This is a genomic window from Labrenzia sp. PO1 (assembly GCF_012273635.1).
Taxonomy (GTDB): domain Bacteria; phylum Pseudomonadota; class Alphaproteobacteria; order Rhizobiales; family Stappiaceae; genus Roseibium; species Roseibium algicola.
The window spans coordinates 200,206-224,869 of record NZ_JAAXCR010000001.1; the positions used below are offsets into that span (position 1 = coordinate 200,206).

Genomic DNA, 24,664 nt, shown 5'->3' on the forward strand with positions numbered 1-24,664 from the left:
GATAGAGCATATGTTAGCGCACTGCGTGCACATTACAAGAGTGCACACTGTGCATATTCTCAAAAATTTGTGTTATTTTCCTTACGTCATTTAATTCATTGGAGAAAATAAATGGCCTCCCGCGTGCAACACGCGGGAGGCCATCTGTTTCCAGTCGGTTTTGGTGGTGCTGCCGCTACTCGGCAGCGACCATCCGGGCCGGATCGTAGTTGAGAATCGGAGCCAGCCAGCGTTCCGCGTAGGCCAGATCCCAACCTTTGCGTGCGGCGTAGTCCTCCACCTGGTCCTTCTCGATCTTGCCGACACCGAAATAATGGCTGTCGGCATGACCGAAATAGAGCCCGGAAACGGACGACCCCGGCAACATGGCCCTGCTCTCTGTCAGCTGGATGCCTGTCAGGCGTTCCGCATCGAGCAGCCGGAACAGGGTATCCTTTTCCGTATGGTCCGGCTGGGCCGGGTAGCCCGGTGCCGGACGAATGCCCTGATATTTTTCCGAGATGATATCGTCGATGGACAGGTCTTCGGCGGCGGCGTAGCCCCAAATGTCCTTGCGTACGATCTGGTGCAGCTTCTCGGCAAAGGCTTCCGCCAGCCGGTCTGCCAGGGCCTGGGAGAGGATCTTGTTGTAGTCGTCCGACTCCCTGGCGTAACGCGCCGCCAGCTCGTCCTCGCCATGACCCGAGGTAACGGCAAATCCGCCAATCCAGTCGGCAATGCCGCTGGCCTCGGGCGCAACGAAATCGCTGAGGGCGATATTGGCGCGGCCACCTGCAGTCCGGCTCATCTGCTGGCGCAGCGTGTGGAAGGTCGCCAGCGTTTCGCTCCGGCTTTCATCGGTGAAGACACGCACATCGTCACCAACCGCATTGGCCGGCCACAGGCTTGCAACACCACGTGCCGTCAGCAGCTTCTTTTCAACGATTTCATCGAGCATCCGCCGCGCATCGTCGAAAAGCGCCTTGGCCGCCGGGCCGTAGCGATTGTCGGTCAGTACCGCCGGATAACGGCCCTTGATCTCCCAGGTGGAGAAGAACGGCGTCCAGTCGATGAACGGAACCAGTTCCTCCAGCGGGAAATCGTCATAGACAGTCGTGCCTGGCTTCTTCGGCGCAACCGGCTGTTTGCCCTTAAAGTCGGCCTTGAAGGCATTGTCCCGCGCGGCTTTCAGCGACGTGCGCTGCTGAGAGCCCCTGCCGGCTGCATGCTTTTCGGCAATATCGGCATATTCGGCACGCACATCGGCATAGTAAGGCGCGCGGCCACCTTCGCTCATCAGCTTGGAGGCAACACCGACAGCCCGGCCCGCATCGGTGACATAGATTGCCTGGCCGCGGGCATAGTTCGGGTGGATCTTCACCGCTGTATGGATCTTGGACGTGGTCGCCCCGCCGATCAGCAGCGGCACATCAAGCCCTTCACGTTCCAGCTCGGCGGCAACGTGGCACATTTCGTCCAGCGACGGTGTGATCAGGCCGGACAGCCCGATCATGTCGACCTTTTCCTGACGCGCGGTATCGAGGATCTTCGCTGCCGGCACCATGACGCCGAGATCGATCACCTCGAAGTTGTTGCACTGGAGCACGACGCCGACAATGTTCTTGCCGATGTCATGCACATCGCCCTTGACCGTCGCCATCAGGATCTTGCCGGCGGAAGAATGACCCGTCTGGCCAAGCTCTTCCTTTTCCTTCTCCATGAACGGCATCAGATAGGCGACCGCCTTCTTCATGACGCGGGCAGACTTGACCACCTGCGGCAGGAACATCTGCCCGGATCCGAAGAGATCGCCGACGACGTTCATACCGTCCATCAGCGGGCCTTCGATCACGTGCAGCGGCCGGTCGAAGGCCTGGCGGGCTTCTTCGGTGTCTTCTTCCACGTAATCGGCAATGCCGTGAACGAGCGCGTGTTCCAGGCGCTTGGCAACACCCCAGGTACGCCAGGTGAGATCGGCTTCCTTTTTCTTGCCGCCCTCGCCTTTCCAGCGCTCGGCCGCTTCCAGCAACCGGTCGGTGCTGTCCTGCCGCCGATTGAGGACAACGTCCTCGCAAAGCTCGCGCAGCTCGCGATCAAGATCATTATAGACCGCAAGCTGACCGGCATTCACGATGCCCATATCCATGCCGCGCTTGATGGCATGATAGAGGAACACCGAATGCATCGCCTCGCGCACGGCTTCGTTGCCGCGGAACGAGAACGACAGATTCGATACGCCGCCTGACACATGGGCGTGCGGCAGGTTCTCGCGGATCCAGCCGGTCGCCTCGATGAAGTCGACGCCATAGTTGTTGTGTTCCTCGATGCCTGTGGCGACGGCAAAGATGTTCGGGTCGAAAATGATGTCTTCCGGCGGGAAGCCGACCTTTTCGGTCAGGATCTTGTAGGAGCGCGCGCAGATCTCTGTCTTGCGCTCGAAGGTGTCGGCCTGTCCGCTTTCATCAAACGCCATCACCACAACGGCAGCACCGTAGCGGCGCACCAGCGTCGCGTGCTTGATGAACTCCTCTTCGCCTTCCTTCATCGAGATGGAGTTCACGACGCCCTTGCCCTGGATGCATTTGAGGCCCGCTTCGATGACCGTCCACTTGGAACTGTCGATCATGACCGGAACCTTGGCGATGTCCGGCTCGGCGGCCACCAGGTTCAGGAAGGTGACCATGGCTTCCTCGGAATCGAGCAGGCCTTCGTCCATGTTGATGTCGATGATCTGCGCGCCGTTTTCGACCTGCTGACGGGCAACTTCGAGCGCGGTTGGGTAGTCCCCTTCCTTGATCAGCTTGCGGAACCTGGCCGAGCCGGTCACGTTGGTCCGTTCGCCCACGTTGACGAAGTTGGTCTCCTTCGTCACCACGAACGGCTCCAGGCCCGACAGACGCATGTGAATGTCGATGTCCGGGATCTCGCGCGGTTTCTTGTCCGCAACGGCGTCCGCAATCGCCTTGATATGCGCAGGCGTTGTACCACAGCAGCCGCCGACAACGTTGACGAGACCCGCCGAGGCGAATTCCTCGATCAGGCCGGCCATATGTTCCGGGCTCTCGTCATATTCACCGAATTCGTTCGGCAGGCCGGCGTTCGGATAGGCGCACACAAGCGTGTCGGCGACGCGGCCGAGCTCGTCCACATGTGCACGCATTTCCTTGGCGCCAAGTGCGCAGTTGAGACCGATGGTCAGCGGGCTGGTGTGACGGACGGAGTTCCAGAAGGCTTCCGGTGTCTGTCCGGAAAGTGTCCGGCCCGAAAGATCGGTGATCGTACCGGAAATCATCACCGGCAGGATCTTGCCGGTTTCTTCGAAGACCTCGTCAATGGCAAACAGCGCCGCCTTGGCGTTCAGCGTGTCGAAGATGGTCTCCACCAGGATGATATCGGCACCACCCGCTATGAGACCTCGGGTAGCTTCGGCATAGGCAATGCGCAGATCATCAAAGGAAACAGCACGGTAGCCCGGATTGTTCACATCCGGCGAGATCGACGCTGTCCGGTTGGTCGGGCCAAGCGCCCCGGCGACGAAACGCGGCCTGGACGGATCCTGTGCCATGACCTTGTCGCAGGCTTCACGCGCGAGTTTCGCGCTTTCGAAGTTCAGCTCATAGGCCAGCTCTTCCATGCCGTAGTCGGCCTGGGCGATCGTCGTGGAGGAAAAGGTGTTGGTCTCGACGATGTCGGCACCGGCTTCCAGGTAATCGACATGGATCTTCCGGATCGCGTCCGGCTGGGTCAGGCTCAGCAGATCGTTGTTGCCCTTGATGTCGCTCGGCCAGTCCTTGAAGCGGTCACCGCGGTAGGCCGCTTCATCCAGTTTCAGAAGCTGGATTTCCGTGCCCATGGCACCGTCAAGGACGAGAATACGGGTCTTGGCGAGGTCACGGAGGCGCTCGAAGGCGTCTGACTTGATCACGGGGTTTCCTTCCGGAAATTTCTGTTGGTTTGGCCGGCGGAAGCCGGCGTGATTTAACTGTGCAACCGGACAGCGTGTCAGCTGTCCCGGTCGGTATCGTTGTAGGAGGCGTCCCAGAACTTGGTGCGGCTGTGAACGTCGTCTTCGGTCGGGTGCCAGTCTTCGCCGCGCGCCTCATAAACGGCCAGAAGCCCGAGAATTTCGAGGGCCGAATGCCCGCGGAACTCGTGGTCCTTGTCGGTGGCGACGATCAGACGATTGTTGTCCGCGCCCATGTCGACGACATGAAGCTCGAAGCCCTTCTCGCGCAACACCGCATAGGCGGTCGATTCAATGGCATCGGCAGTGCTTAACTTGATCATCTCGCTCCGCTTCCCGCTTGGTTTCCGGCCGTTCCTGTCCTGAAAGACAGCAGCGTGTCCCGGCTGCGCCGATACCCCCAACCCTGCCCCACCCAGGTAAGGGTAAGGGGCCAAGAGGGGGCATCCGCTCTAAATCCAAAACAACTGGCTCGTTTCTGCGCCCGGCCCGGCCGCCTCGCCTCCCTCAGGCCGCCAGGGTTTCCTTGGTTTCCGGCTGCCCCATGCCAAGCATGTGGCAGATGGCAAAGGTCAGGTCGGCCCGGTTCATGGTGTAGAAATGGAAGTCGTTGATGCCGCGGTCGACCAGGTCCATCACCTGTTCGCAGGCAACCGAAACGCCAACCAGCTTCCGGGTTTCCGGATCGTTGGTCAGGCCGGCAAAACGCCGAGCCAGCCACTGCGGAATGGAGGTGCCGCACTTGGCGGAGAACACCATCGTCTGTTCGAAATTGTGGATCGGCAGAATGCCCGGGATCACCGGAATATTGATGCCGGCGGCCGCAATCCGGTCCAGGTAATCATCGAACAGGTCATTGTCGAAGAAGTACTGGGTAATGATCCGGTCCGCACCGGCGTCGACCTTGCGCTTCAGATTGTCGATCTCTTTCTGCCAATTGCCGCTTTCCGGATGCCTTTCCGGATAGCCGGAGACGGAAATATCGAAATTGGCGATCTTCTTGACGCCTTCAACCAGGTCGGTCGCATAGGCATAGCCCTCCGGATGCGGCACGTAACGCGAGCCGATGCCGTCGAGCGGGTCACCGCGCAGCGCCACCAGATGACGCACGCCCAGATCCCAGTAGTCCTTGACGATCGCATCGATTTCGCTGCGTGCCGCACCGACACAGGTCAGGTGTGCCGCCGGTGCAAGGTCGGTTTCCTTCAGGATCCGCTCGACAGTGCGATGCGTACGCTCGCGGGTGGAACCGCCGGCACCATAGGTCACGGAAACAAAGGACGGGCTGAGCGGCGCCAGTCGCTGAACCGTCTGCCACAGCGTCTCCGCCATCTTGTCGGACTTCGGCGGGAAAAATTCGAACGAAGCCGTGATTGGCGAAGGTGCGGCCTGGTGAGACCGGCGGTTGGAACAGGTTGTCATGTTAGGCGACCTCTCGGGACGTGTCTCGGGCAGGCAGGTCGGTGACAATTCGGCGGTCACGCGCAAGCCAAAGGGTTACGGTAAGGTTGGTGTCGTTGCCGTCTCCCGGAACAAGATCGGTGACCTGTTCCAGGTCCAGTTCGAGCGCTTCAAGCCAGCGCTCCATCTGGTCATGGGCAAAGCCCAGGCGACGATGCGCGTGTTTTTCGCGCAGGAACTCCAGCTGATGCGGAGCAAAATCGATGATCAACAGGCGGCCGCCGGGACGCAGCGCACGGGCAGCCTCGTTGAGCGCCCTTGCCGGTTCCTCCAGAAAGTGCAGCACCTGGTGGATCGCCACGACATCGAAGGACCGCGGCGGCACATTCAGTGCGTAAACATCGCCGTGGCGTACCTGGGCGTTAGAAAGCCCGGCCTTGGCGAGGTTCGCGCGGGCAACGGCAAGCATGTCATGCGAGGCATCGACACCAAGTGCCGTCGCATACTGGTCTGCAAACACTTCCAGCAACCGGCCGGTGCCGGTGCCAAGGTCGAGGAACGACTGGAACGGCTTGTCGCCCAGTGCCTTGCGCATTGCCTTCTCGACATCGTCTTCGGAAACATGCAGCGAACGCTCCCGGTCCCAGGTGAGCGCGCGGGCTGCAAAATATGCAGCCGCCTCGTCCGCCTTGGCCTTGCGGATCGCCCGGAACCGTTCCTGGTCCGCCGCGAGCACCGGGTCTTCCAAGGAAATGCGGGCAACAAGATCGCGTGCAAGCTGGCCTTCAGGACCATCCGCCAACCGGTAGTAGACCCAGGCCCCTTCCGGGAACCGCTGAATGAGATCCGCTTCGGCAAGCAGCTTCAGATGACGGGAGATGCGCGGCTGGCTCTGTCCGAGGATCGCCGTGGCATCCTTCACCGTCAACTCGCTTTCCGCCAGAAGCGCAATCAGCCTCAGGCGCGTCGCCTCGCCGACAGCCCTCAGGGCGGCCAGGGTATCGTCAACGGACAGGGTCTGTTCTTCGGTCATGCGCTTCGCCATCAATGTCGATATAAAGATATCTTTATATGAAATCGAAGCGCCATGCAAGAGATCAAAACAAATACGACACTGATTGGTCCGTATTCGTCGAAATTACGCCCGCAGGAGAAAAACGAGAGCCGACCTGCGCACCACCTCGCATCCGCTGAGCGGGGCCGTCAGCACATTTGGAACGAGCCACCTCAGGTCAGGTGAGCTGCCTTACGCGGTCTTGAGCCCGGGCAAGGGCAATAGCCCAGCCCTCGCGTGACACGCCGAATTGCACCACCTCCCGCATCTGAGCAATGCGGGTGCGCTGACCTAGAGCGTCTGTGCGGCGTTGATGGAGGAAACAAACCGGCGGGTGCGCTCGCGCTCGGGATGACGGAAGATCGCGTCCGCGTCTCCGGTTTCCACCACCTGCCCGGCCTCCAGAAAGACGACATGATTTGCGATCTGCGATGCCAGTCGCAGGTCGTGCGTCGCCATCACCATGGTGGTCCCTTCCCGGGCAAGCTGACCGAGTACGTCGACCACCTCACCGGCCAGTTCCGGATCAAGCGCGGAAGTCGGCTCGTCGCACAGAAGCACCTTGGGCGAAGGTGCAAGAGCACGGGCAATCGCAACACGCTGCTGCTGACCGCCGGAAAGATTGGCCGGCCAGGCGTCGGTCTTGTGCGACATGCCGACCTTGTCGAGCAGATCCAATGCCCGCTGCCGGGCCTTTTCACGGGGCCATTTCTGAACCACCAGCAGGCCTTCCATCACATTCTCGATCACTGTCCTGTGCGGAAAGAGCTGAAAGTTCTGGAACACCATGCCCGTCTCGCAGCGGATCTTCTGAACCGATGCCTGCGGCACTGAAACGCCCGGCTTGAACGTGATCGTGTGTTCACCGACCTGAACGCTGCCGGAGGTCGGTATCTCCAGCAGATTGATACAGCGCAGCAAAGTGCTCTTGCCGCCGCCCGACGGGCCGACAAGCGCCGTTACGCTGCCTTCGGGAAAACGCAGCGAGATATCGTCGAGGATAAGCGCCTCACCGAACTTTTTCTTGATATTGGAAAGCTCGATCATCTTGAGGTCTCCAGCATGCCGCCATATCGCGCAAACCGGACTTCCAGCCGCTCCTGCAGCCAGGCAAGCACGGAACTCATGGCAAGATAGATCAGGGCAGCCTCTATGTAGAGGATCAGCGGTTCATATGTGGTGGCAACGATGCGCTGCGCCGACTGGAACAACTCCGGCACCGTGATGGCAGCGGCCAGAGACGTATCCTTGACCAGCGAAATGAAAGTGTTCGACAGCGGCGGCACCGCCACGCGCCCGGCTTGCGGAAGGATCGTGCGCATCATCGCCTGGCGCCATGTCATCCCGGTGGAAAACGCGGCTTCCCACTGTCCCTTCGGCACGGAGGAAATGGCAGCCCGGATGATCTCCGACGAATAGGCACCGACATTGAGCGTAAAGCCGATCAGGGCCGCAGGAAACGCATCCAGCAAGATACCGATACTGGGCAGGCCGTAAAAGATCACGAAGAGCTGTACCAGCAGCGGCGTTCCCCGGAAGACCCAGACATAAAAGCGCGCGACCAGCACCAGCGGCAGCGGCGCGAACAGGCGTGTGACAGCCGTGGTCAGACCAAGACTGAGCCCCAGTGCGAAGGACAACAGCGTGAGTGGAATGGTAAACTTGACCCCCGCCCACAGAAGCGTCGGCAGGGAATCGATCATCAACTGAAGCCAGTGAGGCACGATAAAGCTCCAAAAAAACGCGCCCGGCGCGAACGCCCGGCGCTTTTCGTTTAGGTGAGAAGGGCCGGTCTAGATCTGCATGGACCGGCCTTCATCATGTCAGTTGGACACGTCCTGACCAAAGTACTTGTCGGAAATTGCCTGGTAGGTACCATCCGCCTTGATGTCGGCCAGCGCCGAATTCAGGGCGGCAACCAGTTCCGGATCACCCTTGCGCACCAGAATGCCGGAATAGTCGGCATTTGCTTTCTCGGCGACAACCTTCACCGGCGCATCCGGTTTCTGCTTCTTGAAGTCCAGATAGGACAGGCTGTCGTTGATGGTCGCATCGGCGCGGCGTGTCAGCACCAGCTGGATGGACTGGTCGAACCCGTCGGTGCCGACCAGTTCCGCTCCGGCTTCTTCCGCCAGCTTGCCGAAATTGCTGGTCAAGGACTGAGCCGCCTTTTTGCCGACGAGGTCTTCGAAGCCGTTAATGTCGTCATTGCTGTCGCGAACGATCAGCACTGCCTTGGAGGCGATGTAGGGGTCGGAGAAATCGTATTTCTGCTTGCGGGCGTCGGTGATGCCGACCTGATTGATGACCACGTCGTAGCGCTTGACGTCCAGGCCGGCGATCAGTCCGTCCCATTTGCCTTCGATGAACTCGGCCTTGACGCCAAGTTTTTCGGCAACGGCCTCGCCGATTTCGACATCGAAACCGACCAGCTTGCCTTCCCCGTCGTGGAAGGTGAAAGGCGCGTAGGTGCCTTCGGTGCCGATCTTCAGGACACCTGCCGATTTGATCGCATCGAGGTTGTCACCCGCCTGCGAGGAAGAAAGGGTAAGTACCTGCAGCACTGCGGCCGCGGCAATCGCTTTGAACCAGCTCATATCAATTCCTTTCCGGCATGATGAGTGAGTGGCCTTAGTGCCGGAATGTGGAAGCGATTGCAGGAGAAGAAAGAGCAAAAATGCAGAAAGAGGGAGAATATTTTGCTCTCATATCGCGGATCGGCAGCACACGACACAACACCGGCCGCAGCCTCGACCGCACTCTCTGGAAGTATCCTCGCGGCAACTGTCCGCCGCTGAAACTGTTCCCGTGACCGCTCCTATCGGTGCCGTCAGTCGCTAAAGCGGCGGAAGGTTCATGGATACCTTCTCCAGGTCAGGCTCCAAATCGGCTACATGTGAATATTGCCCAGAAGAAGACGACGCCGTCTCCTTGGGCGAGGAAGCATCCAGCCCGCATCGTGTAGAAGCTCGATCGGAATAGTCACATGGCTGCGATCATCGAGCGTGCCCTCCCGAACGGATCAGGTTTCCGATTACCAATGACCGAATTCGGCGGAACTCGTCAGCTTTCCGCAGGCACAGCACCTTGATCCAGCATGTGATCGAAGCGCCCCTCGCGCACACAGCCCGGCAGACCTTCGCGCGGGATGATCTCGGTGCCGACAAGCTCTTTCGCGTAGAGCCTTTCGATATCGCTGGTATCGACCGTCTGGCCATGGACGACAGATGCCAGTTTGGTCCGGAAGGCTTCCACGCCGCCCATGGAGGAAAAATGCCAGCCTGCATCGGGCAGGATTTTCACCGGGCGGCTGATGCCCGACAGGTTGTTGTTTCGGATCCTGAGAAGCGGCTGGGTGACAAAACCCGGCACGTAGGGCTTTTTCGTCATCCGGGCCTTTGTTCGGCGCAGTTGCTGCGGCGTGGTCAGGTATTTCTTTTCAATCATCCGCGACCCCAGCAGCCAGGTCTTGCCGGGAACGATCCGGTCCAGATGGTGTTTATGCAGGCTCTGTTCGAACACCAGCAGCCGCCCCTTGTAGAGTTTCTCGTCCAGCACCTTCTTCAGAACTTCCGCCCGCACGATCTCGTCGACATCCGACAGAAGGATGACGTCGTCCGGCGTACAGGCTTCCAGTCCCCGTGCAATGCAATTGCGCTGATAGTTCTCGCGTTCCCAGTCCGCCTTCCGGCGGTTCTTGTAGACGCCGAGCGCCGGAGGCAATTCATCGGGAAACTCGACCTGAAGATCGATGATCTTGTCGGCCCAGGGCGCAAACCGTTCGCGATTTTCCGCAAAGTAGAACGGCTTGGGACCACCGCGTTGCGTCTGGTTCGCTTCCACCAGGACAAACTTGTCGACATGGTTCCCCATCTCCCGAAGACGGATTTCCAGAAGGTCGAATTCGTTATGGAAGACAAAACAGTCGTAGAGCTTCATGCCTGGGCCCGGTTTCCTCGATCAGCGAAGGGTGGCGCATCCCGGCTGCCGGATGGCAGCTCAAGTCATGGCAAGCCTCTTCCTGGTGCCTGCCGGGACCGATATCGGATTTCAGTCAAGAGGTCCACGGACCTGGCGCACAAAAGCGAATAGACCGCCTCTAACCCCGTTGCCGATGCGCCTACTTGATCGAAAAGGGCATCCGGACTTTCGCGGAATTGCCGCTGAATTCATCGTTGACGGTGAGTTCCAGTACATAGTCGCCCGCCGGAGCCCCGCTGACATTCAGAGTCAGGTTGGCCATGTATTCGGTATTGGGCACATGGCTCTTGAAGTCGAACCGGCCGAAGCCCTTTTGCCCTGCCAGCACCTTGCCATCGGGCGACGCGAGGTCGAAGTCGACGGTCAGAAGGGATGTGAACAGGCCATCCTGCTGTTTCCAGTCGAAGCCAACCGGCTCCAGATAGATGCGCAGCGGCTCGTCCGCTCCGAAAGCTGCATCTTCCCTGGGTTTATAGATGCCGAAGCCGTCGGCAGGGGCCATCACGAACAAGGCGGTTGGAATGGAAATGGTGGCTTTCGACCAAACGTCGAAAAGGGCCTCGCGCATCAAAGAGATGGCTTCCCCGCCCTTGCCGGCATCAAGCGCCGCCTCCGCTTCAGCCGCCTTGTCCTGCAAAGGTCCCGCAATGGCCTGGCATGACAGGGCAACCGCAAACGCAGCTCCCAGAAACATTGGTTTCAGCATAGTTTCCCCCTTCACATTTGCGATCCGAGAAGTGAAGCACACCATTATGGCGGTCTCGCCGCAAGTCCAGGATCCGGCGCTGCGACACAGCGAGTGCTAGAGCTGGTCCTCGGCGCTGCCGCCGGTCTCGTCACCAATGCCCTCACCCAGCATTCCAGCCGCGGCAGCACCAGCCGCAGCAGCTTGCCTGGCGCCGGGTGTCACGACCTCCTCATCGCCGTCAGACCCGGCAACACGCACGGTCACCTGGCGATGTGCGAACCTGATGCCGTTCTTTTCGAAGAGGTCGCGAAGCCCCGCATAAACGACCTTGCGAAGCTCGAACTGCTTGCCAGGCTTGGTAGTGAACTTGACGCGCGCGATCATGGCACTGTCTTCCATCGACATGATTCCCTGAGACTTCAGCGGCGCCAGGAACATGGGCCCGAAATACTCGTCCTCCAGCAGTTCCTTGCCGAAGTTCTTGATGATCTTGCGCATCTTTTCCACGTCGGTGTCGTAGGTAACGCGGAACGCAAGTTTCATCACCGCCCAGTCTCGTGAGAAATTCTCCACCTTCTGAATTTCGCCAAAGGGAACCGTCGTAAGCGCGCCGCGGTGGTGCCGCAGTTGCATCGACCGGATCGAGATCTTTTCGACAACGCCCTTGGCGCTGCCGATATCGATGTATTCCCCTTTCCGGAAGGCATCGTCGATCAGATAGAAAGCTCCGGAGAAGATATCCCGGATAAGGGTTTGAGCCCCGAATCCAACTGCCAGACCGACGACACCGGCACCGGCGAACAATGGCGCGATATTTACGCCCAGCTGCGACAGGATCACCATCGTGGCGATCACCACGATCGTGATGAGCAGGAAATTGCGGAAGATCGGCAGCAAAGTGGAAATCCGGCTCTCACCGGTTCCGCCGACTTCCGCCTCTTCGTCTTTCTCGGCAGGCGCTTCCTTGGCAATTTCCCGGTCAATGACGATTTTCACGGCTTCATAGGCCATGTAGCCAAGGAACATGACCAGAAGCACCTCGACGAAGGAACCGATCAGCGAGCCGCTACCGGCAAGCGGCAGTCCCCATTTGGAAGCCAGCATGTCCAGTGAGGTGAACACGACCAGAATAGTGGCGCCCCGGTCGAACAGGTCCCGGAAGGGTGAGCGCCGCGCTTCCCGCTCGGCAGCTTCCGCGCGCGCCTGGGCCAATGTGCTGGCAACATCCTCTTCGCCGCCCTCGCCTGCTTCGGCACGTTTGATGTCCTCGGCAATCTTCTCCTGTGCGGCGGCCGTGTCCAGCCGCGGCAACAGAACCCGGTCGATGAGCAGGATCAGCAGCCCATAGGCAACCGCAGCCATCAGCAGCACTTCCAGCGGCGCACCGACCAGACCGATCGCGTCCGGCAGGTCGAGCAGGATACGCACTGCCGAAATCCCCCAGGCCAGGAAGAAATAGGCAACGGCAACAAAGTGCCAGCCGCTGGCCAGAACCCTGCGCCAGATCGGCGCTTCAGCCCCCTTCTTTCCCCGGATCAGCCGCGCAATCACCCTGCGATAGACAATCGCGATGCCGGACAGGATGACCATCGACAGCGCGGAGGCTGCAATCAATGCCAGCTTGTGAATGTCAGGCGACAGACCCAGTCGCTCCATCCAGAGGCAGAAGGCAACCGCCGCAAGGGAAATGGCGGAGCCGACCAGCAGCGTCCTGTAGAGCCCGGTCGCTTCCTGATTGGAAAGCGCCAGCAACCGGTGGCTCTCAGCGTCGGGTGCCAGCACATTCAGCCAGACAACACGGAGCGCCAGAAAAACCGCCATGGTTCCGACAACCACAAGTGCGGTCTTGTTGGATGCATCAATGCCCGTTCCGACCAGAAGAAATACCCCGGCCGCTACGGCAAAGAAGAGCCCGACACCGACGAACATGAGGATCGCCCGGGCATAAAGATAGATAATCTTGTCAGCCCGTGTCGTCGCGTCCGGCTGGTACCAGGACGCGAATTGCCGCCGGCCCCACCGGTTCACCAGGGAAGAGGCCACAAGGCCGAGAACAACGGCTATCAGAATGTCCACCAGCGTCGACGACATCCAGTTGAGACCCCGTTCGCCACCCTGGGCGCGCAGGGTCTCCACCATCACATCCTGGATCTCGGGAATTTTCTGAACGATGGATTTGAGGACATCCCGGGCCTCGACGGCATCTTCGGTGAACTCGTCCACGGTCTGAAGAAGGTTTGCGCCTTCGCCAGCGCCGTCGGCCGGCGCCACTGCAGAGCCAGCCGTTTCCGTCTGCGCATTTCCATCTGCCGTTGTTTCAGCGGCCGGAGCCCCGGCACCGGTCTCGGTCTTGGTAGAGCCCTTTCCGGAAAACAGTCCGGGTATTCCCTGTGCCTGCGCCCCTGAGGGCAAACCACCCAGACACAGAAAGAGTGCAAGCAGACCTGACAGAAGAAGGAACGCCTTGCCTGGCCTCTTGCGGCCGCCATCGGCAAGACAGGATCGGCGATTGGTTGGATGTGAAAAGCGCATGTCAGCCCCAGGACGAGTCGCGAAAAGGATCCCCGTCTTTCTTGGCACGGATCTGTGCCATTTGAAAGAAAGCCGGCTTTTCGCAAGGCGCTGAAAAAGAAGAGGCCCGATCCTTTCGAACCGGGCCTTACATGCAGGCAGGAGGCGCCTTGCTTAATTGTGTCAGTGCAGAACGGTGTTGTTCCAATGAGCCATCTTGCGTTTGGCTTCGGCGATCGTCATGCGCTCGAACATGGCCATGGCATCGCTGCGCACATCCGGTGTCAGGCGGTGACGCCAGGGGCCGATGGCCAGCAGGGAACCCACGGTGATGGAGGAGAACCCGGAAGCCTTGGCAAGGATGACGAACGGCTCCGGATCGGGGCGTACCATCCAGTGGCTGACTTCCTCGACACCGCATCTCACCAGCCAGGCAAAGGTGGCAACCGCTTCCGCGAACCGGTCTTCCGAGGCGAACCGGCGCAGGGCCGCCTCATTGACCATCCCGCGTTTGGCCAGCAGCAGTACCCGGCTGCGCGCTGTTTCGAAGTCGTAACGGCCTAGCCAATACTGGTTGGACATGCGCTGTGCTGCGATATCGGCAGCTTCCTCTACCCGCTCGGCTTCGTGACCACGGCCAGTTGCATGCAGCTTCCGCCGGACTTCCTCGCTGGCAACCGAGATCAGGCTGGCGATATGCGCTTCGGCAAGATCCGCACGCTCGCTCAAGGAAAGCTGCAGCGTCGCATCGGAGGCAGCATCGCTGATAAGGGCCATGATCGATGCATCCGACAGGCAAGCGCCGTCGTTGCTGGCCACCTTGCGCTTGACCTTCAGATCACCGCGACGCACCAGCACATCGGTCAGCTCTTCAGACAGAACTTCGCGCTGTGCGATGGCGAACCGGTGCGCATTGCCGCGTTTTTCGGCGATCTTGATCAGATCGGCCTCCCGCAGCACGGTGGAGCGCAGCAGGATCGGCTCGGCCACCTCGATCTCGTCATCGGCCAGACGGCGGATGGTTTCTTCCGGACCGCGTCTCAGGCTGGACATCTGGTCAGCGACATAACGGCGAACTTCGTCTTCCACCATGTCGACAAGCCGCAAGAGGACGGAGTCATAAATATCGACCTGCTCGTCGGAGCACCGATCGGAGGTCAGGGCAAACAGGGTTGCGACATGCCGGGCCAGTTCGGCCCTCCGGGCGCTGCCAGCTTCACCGGTCAGCTCCGAGAAGTTCACCAGTTCTGTTTTCAACGCTTCAGTCATGTTCCATTACCAATTTTCACAAGTGTGCCGGTTTGGCGTTGGTACAGAAAATGACGATGAGTTTTAAAGAAGGTCGAAACGCGCTTTTCCAGAATGTAATTGTCTTTTTTTAAAACTTGAGAACAATTCTAACTATATCGCATGTATTCATTACATGTCATTGAAATGTAACAATTTTGACCGCTTCGCTCCCCGCTCGAAGTCACTTTTTTATCCCGTTGAAATCCGTATATTTTTTCCGAAAAAAAATTTTCAAGGGCCGTTTCAATAGCCTCCGAAGGTCAGAAATTGCGACTGGTTTAAATACATTCGCTGCGCCGCAAGGCCTCTGGACAGGGGCGTGCCCATCGGCAGCGCACGAGATAAAGAAATATTTCCCTTTTCTTATTGACCCTTTACCAGGTGCAATCTAAATAAAGAAAGCAATATATTTCTTTATTGGAGCCAGCCATGTCCTCCGTGGTCCGTTTTCCCCGTGTCGCCGCCATACCGCCCTCCCGCACCCGCGGTCTCTATCAACTGGCGGCCCTCCTGCGACGGAAACTTGGCAAGGCCCTTTTCCGCCGATCCAGCCATCAATCCATTCCGGACGATCTTCTTTTCGATGTCCTCAGCGACAACGATTTGAGAGCCCGCGAAGAAAACCGGCGGCGGCCGATCATTAGCGGCCCGTGGCGCTAGCTCGTCCATGGACTTGCCGTCTGTTTCAGGATTGCAGCGCCTTCACCCGGAACAAAAAGACATAAAAAAACCGGCACCCTGCGGCGCCGGTTTTTTGCTGTTCCTGCTCAGCCTTTATTCGGCTGCCGCCAGAAACTCCTTGGTGCCGGTCTTGTTGTCCGAACCGCCGTCGTTGCTTCTGTCGAGCTGCTCCAGAAGCACACGGCGCTTTTCAGTCGCCTTTTCGATGTTGTCATCCTTGATCGGACCAAACCCGCGGATAAGATCCGGAACCCGGGCGAGCTCGACCAACAGGCCGTAGTGTCCTTCCGGCAGCCGCTTCAGGATCTCGGCAATATCGCCCTCATACTGGCTGATGAGCGCGCGCTCTGTCTTGCGTTCCGCCGTACGGCCGAACGGGTCGTACCATTTGCCGCGCATGCCCTTGAACTTCGCCAGGAAGCTGAACGCGGAGAAGATCCAGGGTCCGAAGGCAATCTTCTGCGGACGGCCGGTCTTCGGATCCTTGCGATGCGCGAGGAATGGCGGTGCCAGATGAACCTTCAGCTTCTTCGGGTCTTCAAAGCGCTGCGCGATCTTCTCCTTGAAGGCAGGATCGCTATAAAGCCGCGCGACTTCATATTCGTCCTTGTAGGCCATCAACTTGAAGAGCATGTCGGACACAGTCTGCGTCAGGCGGAACGTGCCCGGACCATGCGCTTCGTCAGCCTCTTTGACCTTGCCGACCAGATCCAGATAACGCTGTGCGTAGGCCGCATCCTGATAGGCAGTCAGCTCCTGGGCGTTGAAGGCAATCTTCTCATCGACGGTAAAGACACGCTGCTTGGCTTCCGACGGCAGGGCCTTGAGCAGTTTTTCCGGATCTGCAGCCAGCACGCGGCCTGCACGGAACGCCTTGATGTTGTTCTTCACCGACGCGCCGTTGAGCTCCAGCGCGGTTTCAATGGCATAGTCCGAGACCGGCAATGCGCCACTCTGGAAAGCCATGCCGACCAGCAGCATGTTGGCATAGATGGCATCACCCAGAAGCTTCTCGGCAATGTCTGCAGCATTGACAGGCAGATATGTGCCGGAGGCTTTGCGCAGGGCGCTGTCCATCTGCTTTTCATCGAAGGAAAGCGTCTGCTTCAGCACGAATTCCGCAGTCGGGGCCACCTTGGTGTTGGCAACGGTCATCGTGTGACCACGATGAGCGAGCGCGAGCTGATCTGCATTCGCGGCCACCACCATGTCACTCGCGATCAGAACGTCGAGGCTGGCTGCCGGAACCCGCGGACCTTCAATCGACCTGTTGCCCGCCGCAAAACGCACGTGAGACGTCACCGGGCCACCCTTCTGGGCAAGGCCGGTCATGTCCAGCGTGGAAGCCTGTTTGCCGTCCACATGGGCCGCCATAGCCAGGATCGCGCTGATCGTGGTCACACCCATGCCACCGATACCGGCCACCAGCGTGTTCCAGGTGCGGTCAAGCGAAGCAAGTGTCGGCAGCGGCAGGGTTTCCACCAGGGTGTCGATATCGACATCCGCCTTCTTCGGCTTCTTCAGTGCAGCACCGTTGATCTCGACAAAGGACGGGCAGAACCCCTTGATACAGGAGAAGTCCTTGTTGCAGCTCGACTGGTTGATGACGCGCTTTTCACCAAATGGCGTTGCCAGTGGCTCCACCGACAGGCAGTTGGACTGCACGGAACAGTCTCCGCAGCCTTCACACACCCGGTCATTGATAAAGAGGCGCATGTCCGGATCGGGAAACTGCCCGCGCTTGCGCCGGCGGCGCTTTTCCGCGGCGCAGGTCTGGTCGTAAACGATCACCGACACGCCCTTGAAGGTCTGGAACTCTTCCTGAACCTCCATCAGTTCGTCGCGATGGTGAATCTTGGTTCCCGGGGCAAGCGGCGTCCAGGAGCCGTAGCTGTCCGGGTTCTCCGAAACCACCGCGATCCGCTCGACGCCTTCGGCTTCCAGCTGACGGGTGATCTGCGGAACGGTCAGCTGGCCGTCCACCTTCTGGCCACCGGTCATGGCAACCGCGTCGTTGTAGAGGATCTTGTAGGTGATCGGCACGTTGGAGGCGAGCGCCTGCCGGATCGCCAGGATGCCGGAATGGAAGTAGGTGCCGTCGCCGACGTTGGCAAAGACGTGGCTGTCGCCGGAGAAGGGCTGCTGCCCGACCCACAGGACACCCTCGCCGCCCATCGCAATCTGGCCTTCCGTTGTCCGCCCGGCCATTTCCGTCATCGCGTGGCAGCCGATGCCCGGCAGCGAGCGGGAGCCTTCCGGTGTCTTGGTCGACGTGGAATGCGGGCAGCCTGAGCAGAAGTAGGGAATACGGGCAGCGCGTTCCGCATGGCCCTGGGCCCACATGGCCTGTTTGGTCATCCGGTTGGCAACGGCGCGCATTTCTTCCGAAACCACATCGCCCGGCAGCCAGGTCATGAGGCCTTCGATCAGCTCGGCAACGGACAGTTCCAGAACATCGGACAGGAATGGCGTCCCGTCCGGACGGCGTTTGCCCCAGATTTCCGGACGGCTCATTTCCGGCCAGTGATAGGAGATGTCCTTGATCTGGGATTCCATGAACGCGCGCTTGTGCTCCACCACCAGCAAACGTTCTGTGCCACGGGCGAAATCACGCAGGCCGAGCGGCTCCAGAGGCCAGCTCATTGCCACCTTGTAAACCCCGAGGCCCAGCGCCTTGGCAAAGTCCTCTGTAATGCCCATCAGGTCGAGCGCCTGCAGCAGATCCCGGTAGGCCTTGCCGGAAGCAACGATGCCGTATTTGGGATTGGTCCTCGTTCCGAAGGTGACCCGGTCCAGACCGTTTGTCCGCACATAGGCCTGAGCCGCAGGAATACGAAGATCGCGCACCAGACGCTCTGTCTCCAGGCGGTTGCCCAGAAGAAGATCGCGGTTCTGGTGATAGTCCTTGCGCGGATCGCCTTCCAGCGGACGCACCATGCGCAGCCTGTTCGGAGAGATATTGATCGTTGCCGATGCATCCATCGTGTCGGCAACGCAGATCAGGGCCGTCCAGAGGCTGGTGAAGCGGGACATTTCCAGGCCGTGCAGGCCGTAGTCGAGAACATCCTGGATATCGGCCGGGTTCAGGACCGGAATTTCCGCATGCTCGAAATAGAACTCGCTCTGCGCCGGCAGGATGGAGGATTTTGCAAGGTGGTCATCACCGGCCAAGGCAAGCACCCCGCCGTTGCGGTCGGTGCCCGAAGCGTTGGCCTGACGCAGCACATCGCCGGCACGGTCGACGCCCGGCGCCTTGCCGTACCAGATGCCGAAGACGCCGTCGTAAGAGGTCGCCCGTCCAACACCGCCCTCGCCGCGCAGCTTCTGGCTGCCCCACACTGCGGTCGCGCCCAGCTCTTCGTTGACGCCCGGCTTGAAGACGACGTCATACCCCTTGAGGTGGCGATGAGCCCGCATCAGCTCTGTGTCGTAACCGGCAAGCGGCGATCCCCGGTAGCCGGAAATGAAGCCGCCCGTTTTCAGGCCGGCCAACTGGTCCATGCGCGCCCGATCGAGCGCCAGCCGGACAAGCGCCTGTATGCCTGTCAGATAGACCCGTCCTTCCGTGGCGACGTATTTGTCCTCCAGGGTAACGGTTGGCATGTGCACGTTCATCCGAATTCCTCCTCAACCGACATCTGGGGCAATGTCCCCCGGCGGCAACCTCACATAATAGGTAATATCATCCTTTTCTCAGGCAATTTCTGTGCTATCGTCACGGCCAATCACCCAGAGGCAGAATAAAAATTCCTAAAATATCCAATGACAGATAAATATCTTCTCGACCCGTCGGACATACGTGTTCTGCGTGTACTGCAACGGGATGCGTCGCTCTCCATTGCCGAAGTGGCAAAGGAAGCGGGCATGAGCCAGACGCCTTGCTGGCGCCGGATCAAGCGCCTCAAGGAACAGGGAATCATCCGCCAGATCACTGCCATCATCGACCGCGAATCCGTGGGTCTTGGCTTCGTGGCCTACTCGTTCGTCAAGCTTGCGGTTCCCAGCCGCGAGAACATGGAAACATTCGACAAGCTGGTCCACCATTGGCCCGAGGTCGTGACGTGCGAGCGCATCACCGGTGCCGTCGACTATCTTATCAAGGTTGTGACGGATGATATCAAAACCTACGACAATTTTCTGCGTTTGAAGCTGCTGGACAATACGCTCGTGTCCGATGTGCAGTCTCGCATCGTCGTCAATACGGTGAAGGACACCGTCGCCCTGCCCTTGCGCGAGAGCTGACATCCGACCTTGATCGACCACCAGGTTAGACGCTCAGGTGGCGAACCGCAACGCAGACAGCCCCGCCGGGTCCAGGAAAGGCTGCTTGCCCGCAATCATGCTGGCGAGCAGCCGTCCCGTCACCGGCCCCAGCGTGAAACCGTCATGGGCATGGCCGAAGTTGAGCCACAGGCCCGGGATCTTTGCAGACGGACCAACCACGGGCAGCGAATCCGGCAGGCACGGCCTGCTTCCCATCCACGGCTGTTCCTGTAACGCCCGTCCAAGCGGAAAAATTTCCTCGGCCCGTCGTTTCGCCAGCTTGACGATCGCCGGATTGGGCGGGGCATCGCGCTCGGCCAGTTCGACACCAGTGGTCAGGCGAATGCCATTATCCGTCGGTGTCAGGGCGAAGCCGTTTTCGACATCCACAACCGGTCGTGACAGGGACGCCCCGGACAACGGACGATAATGCATGTGGTAGCCACGCTTGACTGCAAGCGGATAGGTTTCTCCAAGACGTGCCAGCAGATCCGCGGACCAGGCGCCGAGGGCAACCACTGCCTGGCGGGAAAACAATGTGCCGCGTTCCCCCTCGATTTGCCAGCCGCCACGCTCCTGCTTCAGCTTCATCGCATCGGCGCGGAAATACCCGCCCCCGTCATGCACGAATCCCCGCCAGAAAGCATCGACCACGGCACCGGGATTGGACACCGAACAACTTTCCGGCCAATGAACGCCTCTCAGCCCCTGCGCCGTCAGGCCAGGCTCCAGCGTTCCGATCTCGCCAGCCGACATTTCCCGATAGGAAACGCCAAACACCCGTGCGTATTGGCGTTCGGTCTCGCTTGCCTGGAAGGCAGTCTCCGAGCGGTAAAGATGCAGCCAGCCCCCCTGGCGGTAAAAGCGGTTGGCATTGGTCGCATGCGCCAGGTCGAGATGCTCCTCGACGGCGAAGGCTCTCAACGGAGCAATCGCCCGCGAATAGGCCTCGACCCCGCGGGCATTGCCTGCTGCGTGGAACTGGCGCAGCCACGGTAACATCCGCAGTACGGTGGCCATGTCCAGCGAAACGGCACTTGAGCGGCCGAAAAGGATCCCCAGAAGCGTGAGCGGATGCGTCGGCACCGCATGCGGTACGAAGCCGTTGCGCTGGACAATCCCGGCATTGCCGAAGGAAGCTTCCTCGCCCGGGTGCTTGCGGTCGATCAGCGCAACGGACAGGCCCAGCCGCTGCAGATGCAGTGCCGTCGACACGCCAACGATACCGGCGCCGAGCACCATCACGTCGAAGGATTGCGTTTGCCTGGTTTTTGCTGTCATGCCTGTTCCGGACAGTGCCCTAATACTGGCGTCCGAGGTCCGGATCCTTTAAGAGGCGCGGAAGTGCCTGCCACAACTCGCGGTTCAAAGGACAACTTAAGATGATTCGATGGTGTGGTGCAGGCTTGGCATGGATCGGGCGCAACGGAACGGCCGCCCTTGCTGTGAGTATCTTCATCGGCATGGCCTTGCCGGCGCTGTCCGCCTATCTGCGGCCCTACCTGACCGTTGCCGTCTTCAGCCTGTTGACCCTGGCTTTTCTGCGGGTCGACACCTTCGCGATCCGCATGCGCCTGCGTCGCCCCACGCTTCTGATTGCCGCCCTCCTGTGGATGATGCTCGGCGCACCCCTGCTGACGTGGCTGCTGATCGATCTCTCCGGCCTGAAGGCTCTTGGCCCCGATGTGATGCTGGCCCTCTTCATCGCAACCGCTGCTCCCCCGGTGATGGCGGCTCCTGCCTTCATCTATTTGCTCGGTCTTGATGGCACCCTCAGTCTCGCGCTTTCTGTTGCCGCTCTGATCATCACCCCGCTGACGGCCCCCTTCATCGGCGAGTTGATGCTCGGGCCTGCCCTGCCTCTCAGCGTCGGTGGGCTAGCCATCCAGCTTTCCCTGCTGCTTGCAGGCGCCTTTGCGGTCTCGATCGCCTTTCGCAAGCTGGCCGGTGAAGAGCGCCTGGCTCGCTCCTCCCACCACATCAGTGGTCTCAATGTGCTGCTGCTGCTGGTCTTTGCCATAGCAGCCATGGACGGTGTCGCCGCAAGCTTTGCAGCAAAACCACTGTTCACGCTGGGCCTTACCGCCATCACCTTCTGCCTCGCACTGGTACAGATTGCGCTCAGCCTGTTGCTGTTCTCACCGGCGACCCGAGAAGACGCCTATGCAATCGCCCATACCTGTGGCACCAGAAACATGGGACTGATGGTCGCCGCTTTCGGTGGCACCCTGCCGGAATTCACCTGGCTCTGGTTCGCTGTCGGCCAGTTTCCGATCTACATCCTGCCCCTGTTCCTGAAACCGTTTGTGCGGGTGTTCTGCCGTCTGAACGTGAAAACTGTGACGTAGCACACCTGACAGGCGAACGTGCTAGGCTTACCACTTGCCAGGTCAAACACTTCGCGTGAGGAAAGTGCCGTGTCCGTTCTGCCATCCACCGTCAAATCCCTGTGCTCATCGGCGGGCCGCAGTTTTCTGTGTGCCGCAACGCTCCTGCTTGCCGGCGCGAGCCTCGTCCCGGCCGCAATGGCTGGAGACACTGCAGAGCTTCAGCTTCTCGGCTTTTCCAGGAACGGCGATTTCTTCGCCTTTGAGCAGTTCGGCGTCCAGGACGGATCCGGCTTCCCCTATTCTGAGATCTTCGTTGTCGACGTGATCGGCGATACCTGGGTGCCGCCATCCCCCTTTCGCCTGCGCAAGGATGTCGACCCGGGTCCGGGCGATGCAGCCGACAACGCCCTGTCGGAGACCAGGGCGGAGAACCGTCTTGCCGCCCAGCCGCTGCTCCAGGACAAGGCCATTGCCGGTAAAGGCCAGACCGTCGGCTTCAATCCTCGCACGGAATTGACATCCGATCCCCACAAGATGCTGGTTGCCCCGCGCGTCACTTTCCTGTCCGGTGACGATCCAATCGACCTCACCCTGTCGGAATACCCCCTGCCGAATGCCCAGTGCCAGAGCTACGGCGCCGAGACCAAGGGCTTCCGCCTGACCATGGTCCACAATGGCGTCACCCGCATCCTCAACGAGGACAACACCGTGCCTGAAAGCCGCCGCTGCCCGCTGGCTTACCGGATCGAGCGCATCGTCACCCATTTCCCCGATGAAGCCCCGCCCGTCTTTGCCGTGCTGATCCAGATGGACAGCCTCGGCTTCGAAGGACCGGACCGCAGATATCTGGCGATAACGGGACGTCTTTGAGCTTCTAAACCGATTGAGGCCGGCTCGGGTATCTTGCCCAGTCGCATCAGAAGTGCTAGCGCGGCGGCAACATCAGAAAACGGGACGATAACGGCCCGTCTGGCCTGTCCGGGAGTTTGCCATGCCGCGCGACATCAAGATTGCCCCCTCCATCCTCGCCTCCGATTTTTCCAAACTCGGCCAGGAAGTCCGCGACGTGGTGGAAGCGGGAGCCGACTGGATCCATCTCGACGTCATGGACGGCCACTTCGTGCCGAACATCACCTTCGGCCCGGATGTCATCGCCAAGCTGCGCCCGCACACGGACAAGATCTTCGACACCCACCTGATGATCGCTCCCTGCGATCCCTACCTGGAAGCCTTTGCAAAGGCAGGATCCGACATCATTACGGTTCATGCCGAAGCCGGCCCGCATCTCGACCGGTCTCTGCAGGCAATCCGCAATCTGGGCAAGAAGGCCGGTGTCTCGCTGAACCCGTCGACCCCGGAAAGCGTTATTGAATATGTTCTCGACCGGCTGGACCTCATTCTGGTGATGACGGTCAACCCGGGTTTCGGCGGTCAGAAATTCATCCAGTCGCAGGTCGAAAAGACCCGCCGCATCCGCCAGATGATCGGTGACCGTCCGATCGACCTCCAAATCGACGGTGGCGTCACCCCCGAAACCGCCCCCCTCGTTGCAGCGGCTGGTGCCAACGTGCTGGTGGCAGGGTCCGCAGTCTTCAAGGGCGGCACGGTGGAAAGCTATGCCGGCAATATCTCCGCGATCCGCAAGGCCGCGGAAGAGGCTTGAAGGCGGCGCTAGCTCTTATCGAGTGCCCGGGTCATACGTCGTGGACTAGGTCCCCCTAAGGCAACCGTTTTTATAGAGGAAACGCTGCCACAGGCTGAGCAAGCGGCCCATCCTTCGAGACAGGCCTTTGGCCTTCCTCAGGATGAGGTGGAGGGGGACAGGGAAGCAACCACCGCTTCAGCCCGTCTACACTAACGACCTCATCCTGAGGAGGACCTTTAGGTCCGTCTCGAAGGATGGGCCACGCCCTCAACCGGCCCGTCCATTATTTGTCCAAGCCATGATATCCAGCATCGATGAAGGTTACTTTCTATATCCTCAGATGTTCGAACGGCAGCTATTACACAGGCGTCACGCGAAAGGATCTAGCGAGCCGAGTTAGTCAACATCAGCAAGGAACGTACGACGGTTACACAGCGCGCTACCGACCGGTTGAACTGGTGTTCAATTGCGAATTCGAGCAGCTCACCGACGCAATTGCCTGCGAACGCCAGGTAAAAGGATGGCGGCGAGACAAGAAAGAAGCCTTGATCAAAGGTGAGTTCGACCTACTTCCCGCGCTGTCGAAACGGGGGGAAACCGCATCAAAAAATTGAACAAGTGGCCCATCCTTCGAGACAGCGCTTCGCGCTTCCTCAGCATGAGGTGGTGGATCGGTTTGACGCTCTAATGCTCTGATTTTTTGAGGCCCAGAGACAACTTTCACTTCAGACCTTCAACAAGCACTTCCTCATCTTGAGGAGGACCGTCAGGTCCGTCTCGAAAGATGGGCTACAGGTACCCGTTTCACCCACGACTTCCGGTCGCGAAGCAATTACTTCCGCAACGCGTCTTTCCGTCGAGACATTCCCTCGGTTAA

The 24,664-nt window shown here is 59.8% G+C and carries 19 protein-coding genes; 6 read left to right on the forward strand and 13 right to left on the reverse strand.

Annotated features, from left to right (window positions below):
- Positions 1 to 175 precede the first annotated feature (175 nt).
- The 11 genes from metH to HCG46_RS01045 form a co-directional block, all read right to left on the reverse strand.
- Positions 176 to 3,904, reverse strand: coding sequence for a methionine synthase (gene metH / locus HCG46_RS00995; protein ID WP_168684150.1), 3,729 nt, complete (start codon positions 3,902 to 3,904; stop codon positions 176 to 178).
- Between the two features lie 77 nt (positions 3,905 to 3,981).
- Positions 3,982 to 4,266 (reverse strand): hypothetical protein, encoded by a 285-nt coding sequence (locus HCG46_RS01000; RefSeq protein WP_077292563.1) that lies wholly within the window; start codon positions 4,264 to 4,266, stop codon positions 3,982 to 3,984.
- Between the two features lie 184 nt (positions 4,267 to 4,450).
- The gene (gene metF / locus HCG46_RS01005) at positions 4,451 to 5,365 is read right to left on the reverse strand and encodes a methylenetetrahydrofolate reductase [NAD(P)H] (protein WP_023000909.1); all 915 of its coding nucleotides are present in this window, start codon (positions 5,363 to 5,365) and stop codon (positions 4,451 to 4,453) included.
- Between the two features lies 1 nt (position 5,366).
- Entirely contained in the window at positions 5,367 to 6,377 is a 1,011-nt protein-coding gene (locus tag HCG46_RS01010; RefSeq protein WP_031269253.1) for a metalloregulator ArsR/SmtB family transcription factor, read from the reverse strand.
- 312 nt (positions 6,378 to 6,689) lie between these two features.
- Positions 6,690 to 7,445, reverse strand: a complete 756-nt coding sequence (locus HCG46_RS01015; protein ID WP_168684152.1) for an amino acid ABC transporter ATP-binding protein — start codon at positions 7,443 to 7,445, stop codon at positions 6,690 to 6,692.
- A complete protein-coding gene (locus HCG46_RS01020) occupies positions 7,442 to 8,122 on the reverse strand; it encodes an amino acid ABC transporter permease (protein WP_031269252.1) in 681 nt (226 codons plus the stop codon). Before HCG46_RS01020 ends, HCG46_RS01015 begins: the two co-directional genes overlap by 4 nt.
- Before the next feature lie 99 nt (positions 8,123 to 8,221).
- Complete coding sequence (locus tag HCG46_RS01025) at positions 8,222 to 8,995, reverse strand: amino acid ABC transporter substrate-binding protein (protein ID WP_168684154.1); 774 nt, start codon at positions 8,993 to 8,995, stop codon at positions 8,222 to 8,224.
- A 466-nt stretch (positions 8,996 to 9,461) separates the two neighbouring features.
- Entirely contained in the window at positions 9,462 to 10,337 is an 876-nt protein-coding gene (locus HCG46_RS01030) for a hypothetical protein (protein WP_168684156.1), read from the reverse strand.
- Positions 10,338 to 10,518: 181 nt separating this feature from the next.
- On the reverse strand, positions 10,519 to 11,085 hold the full coding sequence (locus tag HCG46_RS01035) for a hypothetical protein (RefSeq protein WP_168684158.1): 567 nt from the start codon (positions 11,083 to 11,085) through the stop codon (positions 10,519 to 10,521).
- A 96-nt stretch (positions 11,086 to 11,181) separates the two neighbouring features.
- The gene (locus HCG46_RS01040) at positions 11,182 to 13,599 is read right to left on the reverse strand and encodes a mechanosensitive ion channel domain-containing protein (protein ID WP_168684160.1); all 2,418 of its coding nucleotides are present in this window, start codon (positions 13,597 to 13,599) and stop codon (positions 11,182 to 11,184) included.
- Positions 13,600 to 13,761: 162 nt separating this feature from the next.
- Positions 13,762 to 14,847 carry a DUF2336 domain-containing protein gene (locus tag HCG46_RS01045; protein WP_023000900.1) on the reverse strand — a complete coding sequence of 362 codons (1,086 nt, stop codon included), beginning with the start codon at positions 14,845 to 14,847 and terminating at the stop codon, positions 13,762 to 13,764.
- Between the two features lie 450 nt (positions 14,848 to 15,297).
- Between HCG46_RS01045 and HCG46_RS01050 the strand changes: the two genes are divergently transcribed.
- A complete protein-coding gene (locus HCG46_RS01050) occupies positions 15,298 to 15,528 on the forward strand; it encodes a hypothetical protein (RefSeq protein WP_152510397.1) in 231 nt (76 codons plus the stop codon).
- A 114-nt stretch (positions 15,529 to 15,642) separates the two neighbouring features.
- Here the strand turns inward: HCG46_RS01050 and HCG46_RS01055 are convergent, their stop codons facing one another.
- Positions 15,643 to 19,164, reverse strand: coding sequence for an indolepyruvate ferredoxin oxidoreductase family protein (locus HCG46_RS01055; protein WP_168684162.1), 3,522 nt, complete (start codon positions 19,162 to 19,164; stop codon positions 15,643 to 15,645).
- Positions 19,165 to 19,311: 147 nt separating this feature from the next.
- Here HCG46_RS01055 and HCG46_RS01060 point away from each other — a divergent pair, with 147 nt between their 5' ends.
- A complete protein-coding gene (locus tag HCG46_RS01060) occupies positions 19,312 to 19,791 on the forward strand; it encodes an Lrp/AsnC family transcriptional regulator (protein WP_006939550.1) in 480 nt (159 codons plus the stop codon).
- Between the two features lie 33 nt (positions 19,792 to 19,824).
- Here the strand turns inward: HCG46_RS01060 and HCG46_RS01065 are convergent, their stop codons facing one another.
- A complete protein-coding gene (locus HCG46_RS01065) occupies positions 19,825 to 21,093 on the reverse strand; it encodes an FAD-binding oxidoreductase (RefSeq protein ID WP_168684164.1) in 1,269 nt (422 codons plus the stop codon).
- 101 nt (positions 21,094 to 21,194) lie between these two features.
- On the opposite strand from HCG46_RS01065, the gene HCG46_RS01070 reads away from it, so the two are divergent.
- The 4 genes from HCG46_RS01070 to HCG46_RS01085 all read left to right on the forward strand — a co-directional run bounded on the left by HCG46_RS01070 (position 21,195) and on the right by HCG46_RS01085 (position 24,401).
- Positions 21,195 to 22,160: a sodium:proton symporter gene (locus HCG46_RS01070; protein ID WP_031269250.1), complete on the forward strand. Its 966-nt coding sequence runs from the start codon at positions 21,195 to 21,197 to the stop codon at positions 22,158 to 22,160.
- Positions 22,161 to 22,229: 69 nt separating this feature from the next.
- Positions 22,230 to 23,012 carry a DUF2259 domain-containing protein gene (locus tag HCG46_RS01075; protein ID WP_168684166.1) on the forward strand — a complete coding sequence of 261 codons (783 nt, stop codon included), beginning with the start codon at positions 22,230 to 22,232 and terminating at the stop codon, positions 23,010 to 23,012.
- A gap of 121 nt (positions 23,013 to 23,133) precedes the next feature.
- Positions 23,134 to 23,805, forward strand: a complete 672-nt coding sequence (gene rpe, locus HCG46_RS01080) for a ribulose-phosphate 3-epimerase (protein WP_152506214.1) — start codon at positions 23,134 to 23,136, stop codon at positions 23,803 to 23,805.
- A gap of 296 nt (positions 23,806 to 24,101) precedes the next feature.
- Positions 24,102 to 24,401 carry a GIY-YIG nuclease family protein gene (locus HCG46_RS01085; protein ID WP_168684168.1) on the forward strand — a complete coding sequence of 100 codons (300 nt, stop codon included), beginning with the start codon at positions 24,102 to 24,104 and terminating at the stop codon, positions 24,399 to 24,401.
- The last annotated feature ends 263 nt before the right edge of the window (positions 24,402 to 24,664 follow it).